17 protein-coding genes are annotated in these 18,003 nt (G+C 71.1%); 14 read left to right on the top strand and 3 right to left on the bottom strand.

The window, feature by feature from the left end; genetic code table 11:
* The first annotated feature begins 15 nt into the window (after positions 1-15).
* Entirely contained in the window at positions 16-915 is a 900-nt protein-coding gene (locus tag ABGB10_RS03925) for an SWIM zinc finger family protein (protein ID WP_347659451.1), read from the top strand.
* Between the two features lie 4 nt (positions 916-919).
* On the opposite strand, the gene ABGB10_RS03920 is transcribed toward ABGB10_RS03925, so the two are convergent.
* Positions 920-1,177: a DUF3040 domain-containing protein gene (locus tag ABGB10_RS03920; RefSeq protein ID WP_278140953.1), complete on the bottom strand. Its 258-nt coding sequence runs from the start codon at positions 1,175-1,177 to the stop codon at positions 920-922.
* 465 nt (positions 1,178-1,642) lie between these two features.
* Between ABGB10_RS03920 and ABGB10_RS03915 the strand changes: the two genes are divergently transcribed.
* Genes ABGB10_RS03915 through ABGB10_RS03895 form a run of 5 tightly spaced genes read left to right on the top strand, consistent with a single transcriptional unit; the run spans position 1,643 to position 7,923 of the window.
* Positions 1,643-3,736, top strand: a complete 2,094-nt coding sequence (locus ABGB10_RS03915) for a DUF1800 family protein (protein WP_347659450.1) — start codon at positions 1,643-1,645, stop codon at positions 3,734-3,736.
* 8 nt (positions 3,737-3,744) lie between these two features.
* Positions 3,745-5,127, top strand: coding sequence for a DUF1501 domain-containing protein (locus ABGB10_RS03910; RefSeq protein WP_347659449.1), 1,383 nt, complete (start codon positions 3,745-3,747; stop codon positions 5,125-5,127).
* Complete coding sequence (locus ABGB10_RS03905; protein ID WP_347659447.1) at positions 5,124-6,542, top strand: ferredoxin reductase family protein; 1,419 nt, start codon at positions 5,124-5,126, stop codon at positions 6,540-6,542. The genes ABGB10_RS03910 and ABGB10_RS03905 overlap by 4 nt, the downstream gene beginning before the upstream one ends.
* A gap of 12 nt (positions 6,543-6,554) precedes the next feature.
* Positions 6,555-7,154 carry an FMN-binding protein gene (locus tag ABGB10_RS03900; RefSeq protein ID WP_347659446.1) on the top strand — a complete coding sequence of 200 codons (600 nt, stop codon included), beginning with the start codon at positions 6,555-6,557 and terminating at the stop codon, positions 7,152-7,154.
* Between the two features lie 49 nt (positions 7,155-7,203).
* Entirely contained in the window at positions 7,204-7,923 is a 720-nt protein-coding gene (locus ABGB10_RS03895) for an FAD:protein FMN transferase (protein WP_347659696.1), read from the top strand.
* A gap of 264 nt (positions 7,924-8,187) precedes the next feature.
* Here ABGB10_RS03895 and ABGB10_RS03890 read toward each other — a convergent pair whose 3' ends face one another.
* A complete protein-coding gene (locus tag ABGB10_RS03890) occupies positions 8,188-8,859 on the bottom strand; it encodes a bifunctional DNA primase/polymerase (protein WP_347659695.1) in 672 nt (223 codons plus the stop codon).
* 246 nt (positions 8,860-9,105) lie between these two features.
* Here ABGB10_RS03890 and ABGB10_RS03885 point away from each other — a divergent pair, with 246 nt between their 5' ends.
* From ABGB10_RS03885 to ABGB10_RS03855, 7 genes are all read left to right on the top strand, one after another.
* Positions 9,106-10,335, top strand: a complete 1,230-nt coding sequence (locus ABGB10_RS03885) for a helix-turn-helix domain-containing protein (RefSeq protein ID WP_347659444.1) — start codon at positions 9,106-9,108, stop codon at positions 10,333-10,335.
* Between the two features lie 16 nt (positions 10,336-10,351).
* Positions 10,352-10,924: a flavoprotein gene (locus ABGB10_RS03880; protein ID WP_347659443.1), complete on the top strand. Its 573-nt coding sequence runs from the start codon at positions 10,352-10,354 to the stop codon at positions 10,922-10,924.
* Between the two features lie 82 nt (positions 10,925-11,006).
* Positions 11,007-11,879, top strand: coding sequence for a Nif3-like dinuclear metal center hexameric protein (locus ABGB10_RS03875; RefSeq protein WP_347659442.1), 873 nt, complete (start codon positions 11,007-11,009; stop codon positions 11,877-11,879).
* Positions 11,869-12,606, top strand: coding sequence for a C4-type zinc ribbon domain-containing protein (locus ABGB10_RS03870; protein ID WP_347659440.1), 738 nt, complete (start codon positions 11,869-11,871; stop codon positions 12,604-12,606). The genes ABGB10_RS03875 and ABGB10_RS03870 overlap by 11 nt, the downstream gene beginning before the upstream one ends.
* 3 nt (positions 12,607-12,609) lie before the next feature.
* A complete protein-coding gene (locus ABGB10_RS03865) occupies positions 12,610-13,749 on the top strand; it encodes a bifunctional RNase H/acid phosphatase (protein WP_347659439.1) in 1,140 nt (379 codons plus the stop codon).
* 153 nt (positions 13,750-13,902) lie between these two features.
* Positions 13,903-14,145, top strand: a complete 243-nt coding sequence (locus ABGB10_RS03860; RefSeq protein WP_347659438.1) for a DUF3311 domain-containing protein — start codon at positions 13,903-13,905, stop codon at positions 14,143-14,145.
* A complete protein-coding gene (locus ABGB10_RS03855; protein WP_347659437.1) occupies positions 14,145-15,794 on the top strand; it encodes a sodium:solute symporter in 1,650 nt (549 codons plus the stop codon). Before ABGB10_RS03860 ends, ABGB10_RS03855 begins: the two co-directional genes overlap by 1 nt.
* 397 nt (positions 15,795-16,191) lie before the next feature.
* Here the strand turns inward: ABGB10_RS03855 and ABGB10_RS03850 are convergent, their stop codons facing one another.
* Positions 16,192-16,653 (bottom strand): MarR family transcriptional regulator, encoded by a 462-nt coding sequence (locus tag ABGB10_RS03850; protein ID WP_347659436.1) that lies wholly within the window; start codon positions 16,651-16,653, stop codon positions 16,192-16,194.
* Positions 16,654-16,707: 54 nt separating this feature from the next.
* Between ABGB10_RS03850 and ABGB10_RS03845 the strand changes: the two genes are divergently transcribed.
* Positions 16,708-17,940: an MFS transporter gene (locus tag ABGB10_RS03845; protein ID WP_347659435.1), complete on the top strand. Its 1,233-nt coding sequence runs from the start codon at positions 16,708-16,710 to the stop codon at positions 17,938-17,940.
* Positions 17,941-18,003 lie beyond the last annotated feature (63 nt).

The following is an 18,003-nucleotide window of genomic DNA, read 5'->3' as shown; positions in this document are numbered from 1 at the left end:
GAGGGGAGCGCCGGCGTGAGCACCGACCGGTTCGCCGACTACGGGCGTCCCCGCCGGGTCGACGGGGGTCTGCGGGCGCGCAGCGCCCGGGGTGCCATCGGGCGCTCCTGGTGGTCCCGGCGCTTCCTGGAGGTGCTGGAGTCGTTCGCGCTGGGCACCCGGTTGACCCGTGGCCGTTCGTACGCGCGAGCCGGCCAGGTGCTGACGCTCGACATCGCACCCGGCCGGGTCAGCGCGGTGGTGCAGGGCTCCCGGCCGAAGCCGTACCAGGTGTCCATCGCGCTGCGGCCGTTCCCGGACGCGCTCTGGTCCCGAATCGAGGAGGAGTTGGCCGGGCAGGCGTTCTTCAGCGCCCGGCTGCTCGCCGGAGACCTCCCCGACGAGTTGGAGGAGCTGTTCGTCGCCGCCGGCGCGCCGCTGTTCCCGGCCGGCGTGGACGAGCTGACCCAACGGTGCAACTGCCCCGACTTCGCGGTCCCGTGCAAGCACCTCGCGGCGACGTTCTACCTGCTGGCCGAGGCGTTCGACGCGGACCCGTTCGAGTTGCTGCACTGGCGTGGTCGGTCCCGCACGCAGCTGCTGGACGAGCTGCGCGCCCGGCGGGTGGAGGCCACCGGCGCGGTTGCGCTGCCCGAGACGGTCGACGCACCGTCCGAACCGGACGGTGACCAGTCGACGGTGGCCCCGGTCGGCGCGTCCCGCGCGCTCGTCGGGCTGTTGACCACTCCGCTACCGGAGGCGGCAGACCGGTTCTGGCTGCCGCCGGTGCCGTTGCCGGATCGGCCACCTCGACTGGTGACCGGCCCCGACCTGCTGCTACGCCAGCTCGGAGCGCCGGCCCCCGCCATCGGGGGGCCCGGACTGCTCGAACGGCTACGTCGCGCGTACCGGGCGTTCGGCCCGGACGACCGGTGAGCCGTCACGTCCAACGACGGCGGAACCGCCACATGATCGCGGCATTGACCACCAGCACCACCGCGCAGATCGCGCCGGTCAACCGACCGGCGAACACGGCTATCGCCGGCAGCGACGCCCACAGCACGATGGTCAACAACATCAGGTAACGGCCCCTGCGGGCCCGGACCCGGTGGTCCAGCCGGTTGAAGAACGCCGGGTCGCTCTCGCGGAGCTGACGGGTGATCTGGTCGAACCTGCGCTGATCCTCTTTGCTGAGCATGGCGCTGCCTTCCCCTCACGCGTTCAGCGGTTCGGCGGCATACCCGCTGCGGTGGCGGCTCACGCTCGCCCGCTGCCGCTACTTTTCCTCCTCGCGAGGCCGGGTGGCGTCCGGAGCGGCGACCATCGCGAGGTCGCCTCATGTCCGGCTTACCTGAGCCTTAAGTTTGTCTGTGGTCGTGAACGACGCGGAAAGTGTCGCGTACGGCGGCAGGGTCCGATCCGTACCCGGCTGCCGCACGTCCGCCCTGCTGAGAAGGTCTGCGTCCGGCCCCGGCCCGCCGGCGGTCGTAGACGTCGCACTGAGGGCTGTCTTAAGTGCCCTCACGAGGGTGTTCGGCCCACCTTGAAGGGCCCTGAGGGCTTGGTTACCTTGCCGTAGCAACCCCCTCAGGCAACAGTCGCCGCACCTGCCGCACCTGCCCGGTCGCAGCTTCCGGCGCTCATCAGAAATCGGGATTGGTACATGGCCGACCAGAATGTGCCACCACGTCGACCGCGGGACGACCGCGGTTGGGACGGACGCCAGCACCACAACGCGGACGGCTACGGCGACCCCACCGCGTCCGCGCCCTACGGGTACGACTCGCCCCACCCCTATCAGGGCGGCTACCCCGCACAGGCCGACCCCCGCGAGCAGTACGGCGAGGGTTACGCGCACGCCGGACAACCCGCTCCCGCCCCACGCGGGCCGCAGTGGGTCGGCCCGGAGGGGCTCGGTCGCCCGGTTCCGGCGGGGTCCGGCACCGGACTGCCCACTCTGGACGACGATGACGAGTCGGGTCGCAAGGTCGGCCGACGTAAGGCGATGGTGGCCCTCGGCGGTACCGCGGCCGTCGTCGCCGGTGGCGCGGCGCTCGCCATGACCCCGCAGCTCCGCGGCATCTTCGGTGACGAGGCTGCCGGTGACGCCACCGGCAGCACGGTGACCGACGGCACCGCCGCGCGGCCCAGTGGCCAGCAGCCCAGCACGGTGCGTACCTACACGGAGCAGAACGAGAGCTATATGGGCTCCCGGGCTGGCGAGGCGCTGAAGAAGAACGCGCCGGCCGGCGGACGGACCCTCTCCGGGCCGGCCGCCGCCGCGGCGGCGACCGAGGTCACCGTGAAGACGGTGCTCGCCAAGGACCCGATCCTGCACCTGGCCCGGCGGGCCACCTTCGGGCCCACCCCCGAGGTGGTCGCCGACATCAAGAAGCAGGGCATCGACGCCTGGATCCGCACCCAGATGGAACCGGACAAGATCGCGCCGAGCAAGGCCGAGTTGAAGCTCGCCGAGCTGCCCACCCAGAAGCTCAGCGTGCAGCAGTTGCGGACCCAGCGGGACCAGCTCAACGAGCAGGGCGCCCAGCCGGAGCGGGAGATGGTCGACGCCACCATCGCCCGGCAGATCTGGTCGAAGCGCCAGCTGTTCGAGGTGATGGTCGACTTCTGGAACGACTTCCTGCACGTCGCCGCCGACTTCGACGGGGGCGAGGTCTACCGCAACTCGTTCGACCAGGACGTCGTGCGCAAGCACGCGCTGGGCAGCTACCCGGAGATGCTGATCGCCGCGAACAAGCACCCGGCGCTGCTGATCTACCTGAACCAGAAGGACTCCCGCAAGGACGCGATCAACGAGAACCTCGCCCGGGAGAACCTCGAGCTCTACTCGGTCGGCGTCGACGGCGGCTACAAGGAGCCGGACGTGCGCCAGGCCGCCATGTTGCAGACCGGCCGTGGCATCGACAAGGACGGCAAGTACGTCTTCAAGCCGGAACAGCACTACGTCGGCAAGGTGAAGATCCTCGGCTTCAGCCACGCGAACAACTCGTCGGACCCGAAGAAGGCCGACGCGGCGATCGACGCGTACATCACCTACATCGCGTTGCACCCGTCGACCGCGAGGTACGTGGCGCAGAGCCTGGCGACCCGGTTCGTCTCGGACACCCCGCCGAAGTCCCTGGTGGACCGCCTGGCCAAGATCTACACCACCAACAACGGCCTGATCAAGCCGGTGCTGATGGCGATGTTCTGCTCCACCGAGTTCTGGGCCGGCGTGGGCCAGAAGGTGCGCCGTCCGATGGAGTACCTGGTCGCCACGTACCGCACCCTGGGCGTCTCGCCGGAAGCGTCGCCGAAGCACAACAACGGCGACAGCAAGCGCACTCCGTACGCGCGGGGTCTGCGGCAGATCCACGACAAGCTGCGCGAGCTGGGCCACTACCCGATGGGTCAGCCCACCCCGGACGGCTACCCGGACGTCTACGTCGCCTGGACGTCGGCCGGAACCATGGTCAACGGGTGGAACGAGGCGGGCGAGATCGTCGCCGGCTACCGCACCGCCTTCACGTACACGGCGCCGGAGAAGCTGGTCGCCAAGCCGCCGGCGACCGCCGGGGCGTACGTGGACGCGCTCTCCCAGCGCCTGGTGGGTCAGAAGCTGAGCACCCGGGAGAAGAACCTGATCCTCGGTGTGGCCGGAGTCGCCGCCACCGCCAAGGTCGACGCCACGTTCAACGGGGCCATCACCGCCGTCGCGCGGGCGATCCTCGCTTCCCCCCAGCACCACCTCCGGTGAGGCACCCGATGGAGAAGACTGTGTACAACTCTTTCCCCCTGCACCCCGAATGCCCCGACGTGCGGCGGCTGGCCGACAACCCGGCCGAGGCGTTGCTGCGCGCGGAGGCGGACATCGTCGCCGCCGAGAGCGCCGCCGAGAGCGACCGTTACCGCACTCTGGAGAACCTGGAGGAGGCCCAGCAGGACGGTCGTGGCGTCACCCGCCGGACCTTCGTCGCGGGTGCCGCGGCCACCGCCACCGCCCTGGCCACCGCCCAGTTCGTAACCACGTCGGCGTCGTTCGCGGCGACCAAGACCGGCACCCTGATCCACGTCTTCCTCTACGGCGGACTGGACGGGCTGAGCCTGGTCGCGCCGAACAACGACGCCGTGCTCGCCAAGGCCCGTCCCGACCTGCTGCTCGGCAACGACTCGCTGGCTCTGGACCGCGGCTTCAAGCTGACCAGCGCGTTCAAGCCGCTGGAGAAGTGGCTCACGGCCGGTCAGCTGGGCTTCATCCCGGGGACCTCGGACGAGCGGCTGTCGCGCAGCCACTTCCAGGCCGCGGACGCCTGCAACCTGGGTGGCCTGCCCAACGAGACCGGCGGCCGGGGCTGGCTGGACGGTCTGGTCGACCACCTGGGCAAGGGCACCGCGTTCCGTAGCGTCGGCATCGGCAGCACGCTGCCCCGCTCGCTGGTCGGCACCAACGGCGCGTTGTCGCTGAACAGCGTGGGATCGTTGCGGCTCAACGGCGACCAGCGGTACCGGGCGGCGACCGAGAAGGCCATCAAGGGGCTCTTCACCGGGATCAACCACCCGGTCGAGGAGGCCGTGCAGGAGGGCATGGGCGCGCTGGCCACCGCCCAGCAGTTGGCCGCCAAGCCGTACGAGCCGGTCGAGGGCGTCAAGTACGAGGGCGTCGGCAACGCGTTCAAGCAGCTCGCCCAGCTGATCAAGGGCGGCGCGAACGTCCGGGTCGCCACCGTCGGCATGGGTGGCTACGACACCCACGAGAACCAGGGCACCAGTGCCGGCGGCCAACTGCACCGCCGGTTGAACGAGCTGGCCAGCGCGATGGCGGCCTTCTTCACCGACCTCGGCCCGCAGGCCGCCGACGTGACGATCATGGTCTCCAGCGAGTTCGGTCGCCGGGTCGGCTCGAACACCGGCGGCACCGACCACGGGCACGGTGGGGTGGTCACGGTGCTGTCCGGCAAGAAGCTGGCCGGCTCCCTGCTCGGCACCTGGAACGGTCTGGACAAGCTGGACTCCGGTGACGTGCCGGAGTACAACAACATGTTCAACGTGTACGGCGCGGTGGCCCAGGGCCGGTTCGGGCTCACCAACGCGGAGGTCCAGAAGGTCTTCCCCCGCCAGAAGTACGCCCCGATGAAGCTGTACGCGTGACGTACCCGCACACCCACGCCGCCGGCCGTCGTACCGGGACCTCGTCCCGGCACGGCGGCCGGTCGGCTGCCCCCGTACCCCCGCAGATCCCGGACCGGCGCGGTCCCGGCGGCCGGCGGCTGCTGGGCGTGCTGCTCCTGGTCGGCCTGATCGCCAGTGTGCTGCCGTGGTGGCTGGGCACGCCCGCCGGTTCGTTGCGCAGCACCGCCGCCACCGTCACGGCGGCCGGTCGGATCACCGGTCTGATCGCCGGGTACCTGCTGCTGGTGCAGGTGTTGATGATGAGCCGGCTGCCGGTGCTGGAACGGTGGATCGGTGGCGAGCAGATGGCCCGCTGGCACCGCGACGTCGGAGCAACGCTGCTGGTCGCCGTGCTGGCGCACATGTCGCTGATCCTCGTCGGCTACGCGGACCTGCGGAACCAGTCGATCCTCGCCGAGGTCGGCACGCTGCTCGGCGACTACGAGGACATGGTCTCGGCGTTCGTCGCCACCGGCATCATGATGCTGGTCGGCTTCAGCAGCGTCCGGGCGATCCGCCGCGCGTTGCCCTACGAGTTGTGGCACGCGCTGCACCTGTCCAGCTACCTGATCCTGCTGCTCGGCTTCGGCCACCAGTTCACCCACGGTGCGCAGTTGTACAAACCGGGTCCGGTACGCACCGGCTGGATCGCGCTCTACCTGCTGGTGGTCGCCGCCCTGCTCTGGGGGCGGGTGATCGCGCCGCTGGCGTTCAACCTGCGGTACAAGCTGCGGGTCGCCGACGTGGTCGCCGAGAGCCCGGACACCATCTCCATCTACCTCACCGGCGAGCGCCTCGGCCGGCTGACGATGCTCGGTGGCCAGTACTTCCGCTGGCGCTTCCTCACCCGGGGTTGCTGGTGGCAGTCGCACCCGTTCTCCGTCTCCGCCGCCGCGAACGGTCGCTGGCTGCGGCTCACCGTCAAGGTGGTCGGCACGCACACCGCGGACCTGCGCGACCTGGAGCAGGGCACCCGGGTCTGGGCACAGGGCCCGTCGGGCACCTTCACCGCCGCGCACCGGGTCCGGGAGCGGGCCCTGCTGATCGCCGGCGGAAGCGGCATCACGCCGATCCGGGCCATGTTGGAGGAGCTGCCTCCGGGCGCCGCCCTGATCTACCGGGCCCGTACCCCGGCCGACGTGCTGCTCAACCGCGAACTGGACTGGCTGGCCCAGGAGCGGGACACCTCCGTCTGGTACGTCATCGGCTCCCGCGACGACCCCGGCCCCCGTCAGCTGATGAGCCCGGACGGGCTGCGTCAGCTGGTGCCCGACGTGGCCCGGCGCGACGTCTACCTGTGCGGGCCGCCCGGGCTGGTGGAACAGTCGGTGCGCGCGCTGCGCCGCGCCGGCGTGCCCCGACGGCAGATCCACCTGGCCACGTTCGAGCTGTAGGAAGGGCATCCCATGCGTCGCGCGTTCCTCGCGATCACCGGCCTCGCCGCCAGCACCACCGCGCTGGTGGTCTTCAAGGGCTCCCCGGCCACCAACCAGGTCGCCCAGAACCTGCCGACCGCACAACCGGTCGACCCCACCGGGCAGGACGCCGACCCGAGCGCCGACCCGGCCGCGTCAGGCACCGACCCGGCCGACGGCGGGCCGACGCCGTCGAAGGGCGCCGACGCGCCGGTGTCGCCCAAGCCCGGCAAGACCACCGCCCGCCCGTCGACCACCAAGACCACCAAGGCCCCCAGCGCGCCGCGCACCACCAAGCCGCCCCAGTCGACCAACCGCCGGGTCACCGGCGCCGGCTTCGACAACGAGTACGGGTACGTGCAGGTGCAGATCGTCGTCTCCGGCAACCGGATCGTCGATGCCGTCGCGTTGTCGCTGCCCAGCGGGGGCGAATCCGACATCCACAGCGGCGACGTCAGCAGCGCGTACGACGGCACCGGCGGCGAGGTGGTGCGCAAGCAGAACGCGAACCTCAACACCGTCTCCGGTGCCACCGAGACCAGCAACTCCTACAAGCAGTCGCTGCGCTCCGCGATCGAGCAGGCGTTCTGACGTGCGGGCCGCGCTGACCCGTCCGGGGTTGTGCCGGGTCGAGCAGATCATGGGTACGGCGATCACCCTGGACCTCGCCGACGACCTGCCGCCGGCGCGTGCACGTGAGCTGGCCGACGACGTCTTCGCCTGGATGCGTGAGGTGGACGCCCGGTTCAGCACGTACAAGCCGGACAGCGAGGTGTGCCGCTTCGACCGGGGTGAGGTGCTGCTCTCCGAGGCGTCGGCGGACCTGCGGTTCGTGCTGGAGGCCTGCGCCGACCTGTGGGGTGCCACCGACGGGTTCTTCGACGCGTACGCCACCGGGCGGCTCGACCCGTCCGGGTTCGTGAAGGGCTGGGCGGCGCAGGTCGCCTCGGATCGGCTGCTCGCCGCCGGTGCCGGCAACCACTGCGTCAACGCCGGCGGCGATGTGCGGGTGCGGGGCAGGTCCCCGTCCGGGGAGCCGTGGCGGATCGGCATCCGGCACCCGTGGGACGCGATGGCGACCTGTCTGGTGCTCACCGGGACCGATCTGGCCGTGGCCACCTCAGGGGTCTACGAGCGGGGTCGGCACGTGCTGGACCCGCGCCGTGGTGCGCCGGCCAACGGGCTGCGCTCGGTCACCGTCGTCGGCACGGACCTGGGGGTGGCCGACGCGTACGCCACCGCCGCCCTGGCCATGGGGGCCGCCGGTCGTGGCTGGCTGGACCGCCTGGACGACCACACCCATGCCGTCGTCACCGACGACGCCCGCCAGTACTACTCCGCCAGCGTCCCGCTGGCCTAGCGGAGCGGGCGGTGGGTGCCGGCCGGACGAGAGCCGGTGGGGCGGGGGCGGCCGGGGCGCGAGCCGGACGGTCGGGTGCCGGCCCAGCGGTGTCGTCGCTGGCCGCGCCGGGGCGGTTCGGTGCCGCCGGGATGGGACGCTCTGTCGTCCGTGGACATCTTTCCCCCGATCGTGGCGCGCGTTCGCGCCGTCCCCCTGTCAACGAGGACGGACGCCCCGGCGACGCTGTCGGGCACCGGATGGAATCGTCGGACGGGCCTTCCCTCACATTCCTCGTCGGGGCAGCGGCAGGTGACCGGGTATCAGGTCGGGGGCGAGCGTCACCCCGGTGGCGCGCAGCGCCCCGATCAACGTGTTCTGCACGAGGTACGAGTCCGGAAGTTGCCAGCGGGCCTGCTCGGGAGCGACCGCCCAGCGGACCGTGCCCTCCGGCAGCCGGGTGGGTGGCGCGGGAATCCACGAGCCCGGCCCGTGCCGGACCACGTGGAAGCAGTGCTCCAACTCCGGCCGGAGCGGGTCGCCGGGGCGGACCAGGAACATCCACCGCCCGGTGGGCGTGGCCAGCACCGGTCCGCGTACGCCGGTGCCGGCCGGGTGGATCTGCACCGCGTCGAGGACGAGCCGACCGAGGTTGGCGGGCACCTCCAACACGTCGAAGGCCCGGCCGGTGGGCAGCAGCACCCCGTGCGGGCGGTTCCGCCACCAGGTCGCCACCCGGGCCGGGTCGGCGCTGGCGGCCAGCTCCCAGTTCTCCAGGGCGGGGTGGCAGCCCACGGTGGGGCAGCCGGCCCGGCCGCAGACGAAGCGGCTGCGGGCCAGACAGGCACCCGGGGTGACCTGCCAACCGTGTGCGGCGTACCGCATGGCGACCCGGCGCAGCCGGACCCGTTCCAGCGGCGACAGTTCGGCGACGCGCGGTACGACGTTCCCCCACATGTGTGCCATCTCCCCTCGTCGGGCCCGGCGTTCGCCAGGTCCCATGTCGAGCACCGTCACTGCCGTAACCCACGATCGTTGAGGTTGACGAACGGCTCGTGCAACTTGCACGAAAAGTACGAGGACTGGCTGTCCGGCTGACGTACATCCTGTGCGACCAGCGGAAACGTGAAAGTGAACGAAGGCCGCCGCGCCCATGGACATCGCTTCGGCTCGATCGGCCGTCGCGCAGGGGAGGATGGGGAGATGGACGAGCTACCCATAGGACGGCGGGTCGCCTACTGGCGCGGGCGGCGCAAGATGTCGCAGCAGGTCTTCGCGGACCGGCTGGGCAAGTCGAAGAGCTGGGTGGACAAGGTCGAACGCGGCGTCCGTCGGTTGGACAAGTTCTCCGTCCTCTACGAGATCGCCGACATCCTCCAGGTGGACGTCCAACTCCTCATGGGCAAGGACCCGGAGCGCCGCACCGACGCGCTGAACTGCATCGACCAGGTCGAGGTGCAGGAGATCCGGGCGGCGTTGGAGCGCTACGACTCGATGAGCGCGTACTTCGACGCGGTGCCCTCCCCGCCACCGCTGGACGACATGCGCAAGGCCGTCAACCACGCCTGGCTCACCTACCAGTACGGCCGCTACGGGATGCTCACCCGTGCGCTGCCCAAGCTGTTGCGGGACGCCCAGGCGGCCGACGCCGCGTACGGCGGTGAGCGGGCCGTCGAGGCGGCCCACCTGCTCGGGCAGGTCTACCAGATCGCCTCCTCGGTGCTGCGCAAGCTCGGCGAGTGTGAGCTCGCCTGGCTGGCCGCCGACCGGTCGATGGCGGTGGCCCAGCGGGCCGACGACCCGCTGCTGGCCGGGATCGCCACCACCCGGGTCTGCAACGCGCTGGTCGCGATGGGTCGGGCCCGGCCCGCGCTGGAGCTGAACGTCCAGATCGCCAACCGGCTGGCCCCGGGCGGTGGCAACGAGGTCTCCCCGGCCCGGCTCTCCGTCTACGGGATGCTGCTGCTCCAGGGTGCGATGGCCGCGTCGCGGATCGGCGACACGGCAAGCGTCGACGACCTGATCAACTGCGCGCAGGAGGCCGCCACCCTGCTCGGTGGCGACTACAACCACTACTGGACGTCGTTCGGGCCGACGAACGTCGAACTGCACCGGGCCGCCGCCGCGGTGGAGTTGGGCGACGGTGGTCGGGCCGTCGAGGTGCACCAGCTGCGCATCGCGGAGCCCTCCTTCAACGCGTTGCTGCCCGAGCGCCGCGCCCACCACCTGCTCGACATCGCCCGCGGGTACGCCCAGATCGGCGACGTGGCGAACGCCGGCGAGATGCTGCTGCTCGGCGATCGGCTCGCCCCGTCGGAGATCCGCTGCCGGCCGATCGCGCACGAGGTGATGTCGGACGTCCTTCGTCGCACACGTGGTGCGCCGCCTTCTCCGGTAGCGGAGTTGGCTGAGCACATGGGAGTAGGGGTATGAGCGCGGAGCCGGTGTGATGGCCGGTGCAGCGCACAACAACGGGCACCGCGAGGTGCTCTACGTCATCGCCTGCGGTTCGCCGCTGGCACGCCACGTCGGCCTCCTGGTTGACCTCGCCCAACAGGATGGTTGGGACGTCTGCGTGGTCACCACGCCGGACGGCGCGAAGTTCGTCGACCGGTCGGCACTGGTTCGGCAGACCGGGCATCCGGTGCGGACGCACTACAAGAATCCCGGTGACCCGGATGTGCTGCCGCCCGCCGACGCCATGATCGTCTGCCCGGCCACCGTCAACACGGTCAACAAGTGGGCGGCCGGGATCGCCGACACCCTTGCGCTCGGCCTGCTGGTCGAGGCGCAGGGCAAGGGCATCCCAATCGTGGCGGTGCCGTACACCAACGTGGCGATGGCCGCCCATCCGGCGTTTCGGGCCGGGGTGGCCCGGCTGGCCGAGTGGGGTGTCACGGTGCTCTTCGGTGATCACGTGGTCGCGCTGCACCCGCCGGGAATGGGGGAGCAGCACCTGTCCGCCTTCCCGTGGGCGAAGCCGCTGGCCGCGCTGCACACCGTCGGCGCGAACGCCGCCTAGGGCTCGACGGCGGGACTTCTGGTCGACGCGGCCGGGCGGGCGTCACCGCCCGACGGTCCCCGCGCCGGTAAGCTGGCCCGCCGTGAGCACAAGCGGATCCGCGCCGACGGTGGCCGAGGTGGTGGCCGAGCTGGAACGGCGTTTTCCGCCGGCCTGGGCCGAAGAGTGGGACCGGGTGGGCCTGGTGCTCGGCGAGCCGTCCGCCCCGGTGCGCCGGGTGTTCTGTGTCGTCGACGTGGTGCCCGAGACGGTCGCCGAGGCGCTGGCCGCCGACGCGGACATGATCGTCTCGCATCATCCCCTGCTGCTGCGCGGCGTCTCGTCGGTCGCTCCGACGACCTTCAAGGGGCGGATCATCCACGATCTGATCCGAGCCGGGGTGGCGCTCTACGCGGCGCACACCAACGCCGACGTGGCCGCCCCCGGCGTCTCCGACGCCCTCGCCGCCCGGTTCGGGCTGACCGGGCTGCGTCCGCTGCTACGACCCGCGCCCGGATCGCCGGCCCACGGCGACGACCGGGGCTTCGGTCGAGTCGGCGAACTGCCGCAGCCGATGACCCTCGCCGAGCTGGCCCGGCACGCCGCCGCCGTGCTTCCCGTCACGTCCTGGGGAGTTCGCGCTGCGGGGGATCCCAAGCGTATGGTTCGTACCCTCGCCGTCAGCGGCGGGTCGGGGGACAGTTTCCTCGGCGCCGCGACCGCCGCCGGGGTGGACGCATTCCTCACCGCCGACCTGCGGCACCACCCGGCCGGCGAGCACCTCGCCGCCGATGGTCCCGCCCTGATCGACGCCGCCCACTGGGCGACCGAACGACCGTGGCTGGACGACCTGGCCGCCCTCCTCCGGGAGGCGCTGGGCGTCGAGACGCTGGTGTCCGACCTGGATACCGACCCGTGGACAGTGCACGCCGCCGCACCCGTTGTGGACGACAAGGAGCCCGACCGTGAAGGCTGACCCTCAGGTGCAGCGCCGCCTGCTCGACCTCCAGGCGATCGACACCAACCTCGCCCAGCTCGCCCACCGCAGGCGAACGCTTGCCGAGCGGGCCGAGCTGGAGGCGCTGGCCCGGGAGTTGTCGTCGTTGGAGGACGAGCGCGTTCGCGCCCAGGTGGCGGTCGACGACCTGGACCGGGACATCGCCCGGCTGGAGAAGGACGTCGAGCAGGTCCGGGCCCGTAAGGAGAAGGACGAGAACCGACTCGCCTCCGGCACCGGGCCGGCCCGCGAGTTGGAGGCGCTCCAGCACGAGCTGGTCTCGTTGAACCGGCGCCAGGGCGACCTGGAGGACGCCGAGCTGGAGCTGATGGAGCAGCGGGAGACCGCGCAGGGCGTACTCGACGGGGTGGAGCAGCGGTTGGCCGACGCCCGCGACAAGCGGGCCGCGACCGAGCAGCGCCGCGACGAGGCGATGGCCGAGATCGCCAAGGAGGAGGAGTTCAAGCGGGGCGCCCGTCAGCCGCTCGCCGCCGACCTCCCGGGCGACCTGGTCAAGCTCTACGACAAGATCCGCGAGGACACCGGGCTGGGTGCCGCGCTGCTCACCGCGGGCCGCTGCGGTGGGTGCCGGTTGGAGCTCTCCGGTGCCGACCTGGCCCGGATCCGCGGGGCCGCCCCGGACGACGTGGTCCGCTGCGAGGACTGCCGACGGATCATGGTCCGCACCAACGAGTCGGGTCTGTAGGTCGTGGCGCCGCGCGTGGTCACCGTCGAGGCCGACGGTGGGTCCCGGGGCAATCCCGGCCCCGCCGGCTACGGGGCGGTGGTCCGTGACCCGGAGACCGGCGAGGTGCTCGCCGAGCGCTCCGAGTCGCTCGGCACGGCGACCAACAACGTCGCCGAGTACCAGGGGCTGATCGCCGGGCTGACCGCCGCCGCCGAGCTGGGTGCCGCCGAGGTGGACGTCCGGATGGACTCCAAGCTGGTGGTCGAGCAGATGTGCGGCCGGTGGCAGATCAAGCACCCCGGCCTGCGACCCCTCGCCGCCCAGGCGGCCGGGCTGGTGGGCCGCTTCGCCGCGGTCCGGTTCGCCTGGATCCCCCGCGACCAGAACCGGCACGCCGACGCGCTCGCCAACGCCGCCATGGACGCCGCCGCCGGCCGACCCACGTCGACCCCGACGACGGGCCAACCTCCGGCGACGCCGACGACCGGCAGTGACCCGGCGACCGCCCCGGCGTCCTGGGAACCCCGGCCGACCTTCACTGCCACCCGGCTGATCCTGGTCCGGCACGGTGAGACCGAGTACACCGAGCAGCGCCGCTACTCCGGTCGCGGCGACGTGCCACTGTCCGAGAAGGGCTGGGCCCAGGTCCGCGAAACCGCCACTCGGGTGGCCGCGCTGGCCCCGTCCGTCGCGGCCGTGCTCAGCTCACCGCTGTCCCGGTGTACGGCCACCGCAGCGGCGATCGCCGGGGCGCTCGGTGACGTGCCGGTGCGCACCGAGGACGACCTGATCGAGTGTGACTTCGGCCAGTGGGAGGGGCGCACCTTCGCCGAGGTGCGCCAGCAGTGGCCGGGGGAGATGGACGCCTGGCTCGCCTCGCCCCGGATCGCCCCGCCGGGTGGGGAGTCGTTCACCCACGTCGCCGAACGCGCGCACCGTGTCGTCGCCGGGCTGCTCACCGCGTACCCCGGGGAGACAGTGGTGGTCGTCTCGCACGTCTCGCCGATCAAGCTGGTGCTGCGCGACGCCCTCGCCGCCGGCGACGGGTTCCTGCACCGGCTCTTCCTGGACGCGGCCGGCATCTCGGTGCTCGACATGTGGCCCGACGGCGGCGTCGCCGTCCGTACGGTCAACGACACCTCCCACCTCGCGGCTCTCTGAGCCGGTCACCCTTCGGCTGGTCGGTCGCGCCGTTCGGCGCAGCCGGCCAGCCGTTCGGCGCAGCACCCTCCGAACGGGTCGCGTGACGGCCGTCACAAAGTCGTAGCCTCCGGCCGTTACATCGAGAGCCTCGACTCCCCGGAGGTGTGTCAGATGGCTGCACCGGAACCGGAGGCGCCCGCTACGGCGCCGACCAGGGCGAAGGACCACAGCCCCTGGAACTGGTTGCTCTTCATCCCCATCGTGGTGCCGCTGGTCCCGGCCTTCTTCAACGGTGACTCGCCCCGGGTCTTCGGGTTCCCGCGCTTCTACTGGCTGCAACTGGCGTTCATCCTGCTCGGCGTCGGCACCACGACGCTGGTGTACCAGATGACCAAGAAGCGGGGAGGCCGCTGATGTGGCGTGACCATCTCACCGAGATCATCGTCTTCTCCCTGCTGTTCCTCCTGGTCAGCGCGATGGGTTTCGTGGCCGCCCGCTGGCGCGCCCCGAAGGACATGGCGCACCTGGACGAGTGGGGGCTGGGCGGGCGCAGCTTCGGCGGCTGGATCACCTGGTTCCTGGTCGGCGGCGACCTCTACACCGCGTACACCTTCGTGGCGGTGCCGGCGCTGATGTTCGGAGCGGGGGCGGCCGGGTTCTTCGCCGTGCCGTACACCATCGTGATCTATCCGTTGGTGTTCCTGGTGCTGGTCCGGCTCTGGTCGGTGTCGCACCGGCACGGGTTCGTCACGCCGGCCGACTTCGTCCGTAAGCGCTTCGACTCGCCGGTGCTGGCGCTGCTGATCGCGATCACCGGCATCGTGGCCACCATGCCGTACATCGCGTTGCAGCTCGTCGGCATCGAGGCGGTGCTCAAGACGATGGGGGTCACCGGCGACAACGCGCTGGCCCGGCACCTGCCGATCATCATCGCGTTCGCCATCCTGGCCGCGTACACGTACCAGTCCGGGCTGCGCGCGCCGGCGCTGATCGCGTTCGTCAAGGACAGCCTGATCTACATCGTCATCCTGGTGGCGGTCATCTACCTGCCGTACAAGCTGGGCGGTTGGGGGGACATCTTCGCCGCCGCGGACGCGAAGTTCGACGCCTCGCCGAACCCGAACGACGGCATCCTGCTCAACGGCAACAACCAACTCCAGTACGTGACGTTGGCGTTCGGTTCGGCGTTGGCGCTCTTCCTCTACCCGCACAGCATCACCGGTGTGCTGGCCAGCCGGAACCGCGACGTGATCAAGCGGAACATGTCGGCGCTGCCCGCGTACAGCCTGCTGCTCGGGTTGATCGCCCTGCTCGGCTACATGGCCATCGCGGCCGGTGTGAAGCCGTTGCCCGGCAACTCGGCCGGCTCGGTGGACAACAACACCATCGTGCCGCTGTTGTTCGACCAGCAGTTCCCGGACTGGTTCGCCGGCGTCGCGTACGCGGCGATCGGCATCGGCGCGCTGGTCCCGGCGGCGATCATGTCGATCGCGGCGGCCAACCTGTTCACCCGCAACATCTACAAGGAGTACCTGAAGCGGGACGCCTCCCCGGCCCAGGAGGCGAACGTCTCGAAGATCACCTCGCTGGTGGTGAAGGTCGGCGCGGTCGCCTGCATCGTCTTCCTCGACCCGCAGTTCTCCATCGACCTCCAGCTCATCGGTGGCGTGATCATCCTCCAGACGCTGCCGGCGGTGGCGCTGGGCCTCTACACCCGCTGGTTCCACCGCACCGGCCTGATCGCCGGCTGGGCGGTCGGTATGGGCCTCGGCATGTGGATGCTCTACCAGGTGGCCAGTCCGACCCGGAAGCACTTCGGCGGCTCCGCGTTCCCGCTGTCGGAGTTCGGTTTCGACACCACCAAGACGATCTACGTCGGCATCGTGGCGGTGGTGGTCAACCTGGCCGTCGCGGCGCTGGTGACGCTGGCGCTGCGGGCCGCCAAGGTGGCCGAAGGCGTCGACGGCACCACGTCGGACGACTACTTCGCCGACGAGGGCGACCCCCGGGTCACCCCCGGCACCGAGCGCGACGCCGACTCGGCCCGCGAACCGGTCGCCTGACCGCTCGTACGCCCGGCCACCGACCTGGAAATCGGTGGCCGGGCGTCCTTCGGATGCTGTTTCGGTCTGGCCGGGTGGGTGCGCTTCGGTGCTGTATCGGCCTGGCCGGGTGAGCGGCCTTCGGGCGCCCGCCGCCGACCAGCGCGCCCGGACCTGCCCGCGTGCTGTCCGGCCGGCCTTGGTCGATGTCTTTCAGGTGCTTTGGAGCTGATGTCGCAAACGAATCACACGTCTGTCTCCCGGCGGTGATTCGTTTGCGACATCAACTCCAAAGCGCTCATCCACCACACGTCGCCCGACCGCACACCGCCCTGCCGCCTGGTCGCACCGGGCCGCCCTGCCGCCTGGCCGCCCTGTCGGGCCGCTCTGTCGGGCCGCCGCCCTGCCGCACGCAGGGTCAGCGGCGGCGGTTGCGGGACACCAGGGCCTGGTTGAGGCGGCCCAGGAGGGTGGCCAGCGTGGCCCGGTCCTCGTCGCTCCAGTCGGCCAGCATGTCGCCGTAGAGCCGGGTGCGCGCGGTCTGCACGGCGGCCATCCGCTGGAGGCCGGCCGCGGTGGGGGAGATGACCGTGCCGCGACCGTCGGTCGGGTCGGGGGCGCGGACGATGAGGCCGTCGCGTTGCAGGGCGGACACCTGCCGGGTCACGGTCGAGCCGTCCAGGTTGAGTTGGGCGGCGAGCGCGGAGACGTTCTGCGGGCCGGCGTTGTCCAGGTGCCGCAGGATCACGTACGCGGCCCGGTCGAGCACCCGGTGCTCGGCGGTGCCGGTGGCCCGCCGGGTCGCCTCGCCGAAGCGCATCAGCAGGGCCACCTCGGTCTCGATGCGGCCGAGGGTGCTCTCGTCATGGTCGTCGCTCATAGCTGTATGATACAGAATAAGTACCTGTACGATACAGCTATCTTGGGAGTCGGAGTGGATCGGCGTTCCGAACCGAACCGCAGTGCCATCTACGCCACCACGCTGGTGGCCTTCCTCGCCATCGCCGGCATCGCCGTCGTCGACCCGATCCTGCCCGCCATCGGCGAGGAGATCGGCGTCAGCGCCTGGCAGGTCGAGTTGCTGTTCACCGCGTACATCGCGGTCATGGCCGTCGGCATGATCCCGGCGACGCTGGCCAGCGGCCGGTTCGGCTTCAAGCCGGTGCTCATCACCGGTGTCTCGGTGGTCGGTGTCGCCGCGATCCTCGCCTCGTTCAGCGACACCATCGTGCAGCTCTCCGTGCTGCGCGGCGTCTGGGGGCTGGGCAACGCGATGTTCTTCGCCACCGCCATGGTGGTGCTGGTCAACCTGGCCGTCGACCGGGAATGGGTGGTCGGCCTCTTCGAGACCGCCCTCGGTCTCGGCTTCGCCGTCGGCCCGCTGATCGGCGGCCTGCTCGGCGAGGTCAGCTGGCGGCTGCCGTTCTTCGTCTGCGGTGTCTTCATGGTCCTCGCCCTCGGCGTGGCGTCCCGCAAGCTCCGCGAACCCACCAACCGGCAACCCCCGGTACGCGTCGGCCAGATCTTCGCCACCTTCCGCCGGCCGGCGTTCGTCGCCCTCTGCGCGCTGACCGCCGCGTACAACTTCGTGTTCTTCGTGGTGCTCGGCTACACGCCGCTCTTCCTCAAGCTGGACATCATCCCGCTGGGGCTGGCGTTCACCGGCTGGGGTCTCGGCCTGGCCACCGGCATCCTGGTGATCGGCCACCGGCTGGCCCACCGGATCGGCGCCGTGCAGACCGTCGGCGTGGCCATCGCCGGGCTGCTGGTCTGCATGGCCCTCTTCGCCACCTCCACCAGCACCGCGGAGTCGCTCGTGGTCCTCGTGCTCGCCGGACTCTGCATGGGGCTGGCCAACGCCAACCTCACCGACCTGGCCCTCGGCCTCGGCTCCAGCGACCGGCGGGTCGCCACCGGCGCGTTCAACCTGGTCCGCTGGGGTGCCGCCGCGCCGGCCCCGATCATCTCCGGCAAGCTCGCCGAACACTCACTGGCGCTGCCGTTCTGGGTGGGCTTCGGGGTGCTCGCCGTCGGTGTCCTCGTCTACCTGGCCTTCGCGCACCTGATGGCCGCCGGCTACGGCGAGCGGGTCCTCTGGTCCCGCTGGAACCGCGCTGCCGCAGGTGCGGAGAACGCCCCAGAGGAACCGGTAGGCGAGACGTACTGAGCGCGGGCCTTTCCTCAAGATCCGCCCGCCCGCGCCCACCCAAGATCCGCACACTTTCGGGCA

It is taken from the genome of Micromonospora sp. B9E7, assembly GCF_039871815.1.
In the GTDB taxonomy this organism is placed as follows: domain Bacteria; phylum Actinomycetota; class Actinomycetes; order Mycobacteriales; family Micromonosporaceae; genus Micromonospora.
The sequence above is the reverse complement of the archived record's forward strand: the minus strand, read 5'-3'. Positions and strand labels throughout refer to the sequence as shown.

Excerpts from the sequence above, each read along its gene's own strand:
- ABGB10_RS03920 (WP_278140953.1), bottom strand. The coding sequence starts at position 1,177 with ATGCTCAGCAAAGAGGATCAGCGCAGGTTCGACCAGATCACCCGTCAG.
- ABGB10_RS03915 (WP_347659450.1), top strand. The coding sequence starts at position 1,643 with ATGGCCGACCAGAATGTGCCACCACGTCGACCGCGGGACGACCGCGGT.
- ABGB10_RS03910 (WP_347659449.1), top strand. The coding sequence starts at position 3,745 with ATGGAGAAGACTGTGTACAACTCTTTCCCCCTGCACCCCGAATGCCCC.
- ABGB10_RS03900 (WP_347659446.1), top strand. The coding sequence starts at position 6,555 with ATGCGTCGCGCGTTCCTCGCGATCACCGGCCTCGCCGCCAGCACCACC.
- ABGB10_RS03895 (WP_347659696.1), top strand. The coding sequence starts at position 7,204 with ATGGGTACGGCGATCACCCTGGACCTCGCCGACGACCTGCCGCCGGCG.
- ABGB10_RS03890 (WP_347659695.1), bottom strand. The coding sequence starts at position 8,859 with ATGTGGGGGAACGTCGTACCGCGCGTCGCCGAACTGTCGCCGCTGGAA.
- ABGB10_RS03885 (WP_347659444.1), top strand. The coding sequence starts at position 9,106 with ATGGACGAGCTACCCATAGGACGGCGGGTCGCCTACTGGCGCGGGCGG.
- ABGB10_RS03880 (WP_347659443.1), top strand. The coding sequence starts at position 10,352 with ATGGCCGGTGCAGCGCACAACAACGGGCACCGCGAGGTGCTCTACGTC.
- ABGB10_RS03860 (WP_347659438.1), top strand. The coding sequence starts at position 13,903 with ATGGCTGCACCGGAACCGGAGGCGCCCGCTACGGCGCCGACCAGGGCG.
- ABGB10_RS03855 (WP_347659437.1), top strand. The coding sequence starts at position 14,145 with ATGTGGCGTGACCATCTCACCGAGATCATCGTCTTCTCCCTGCTGTTC.
- ABGB10_RS03850 (WP_347659436.1), bottom strand. The coding sequence starts at position 16,653 with ATGAGCGACGACCATGACGAGAGCACCCTCGGCCGCATCGAGACCGAG.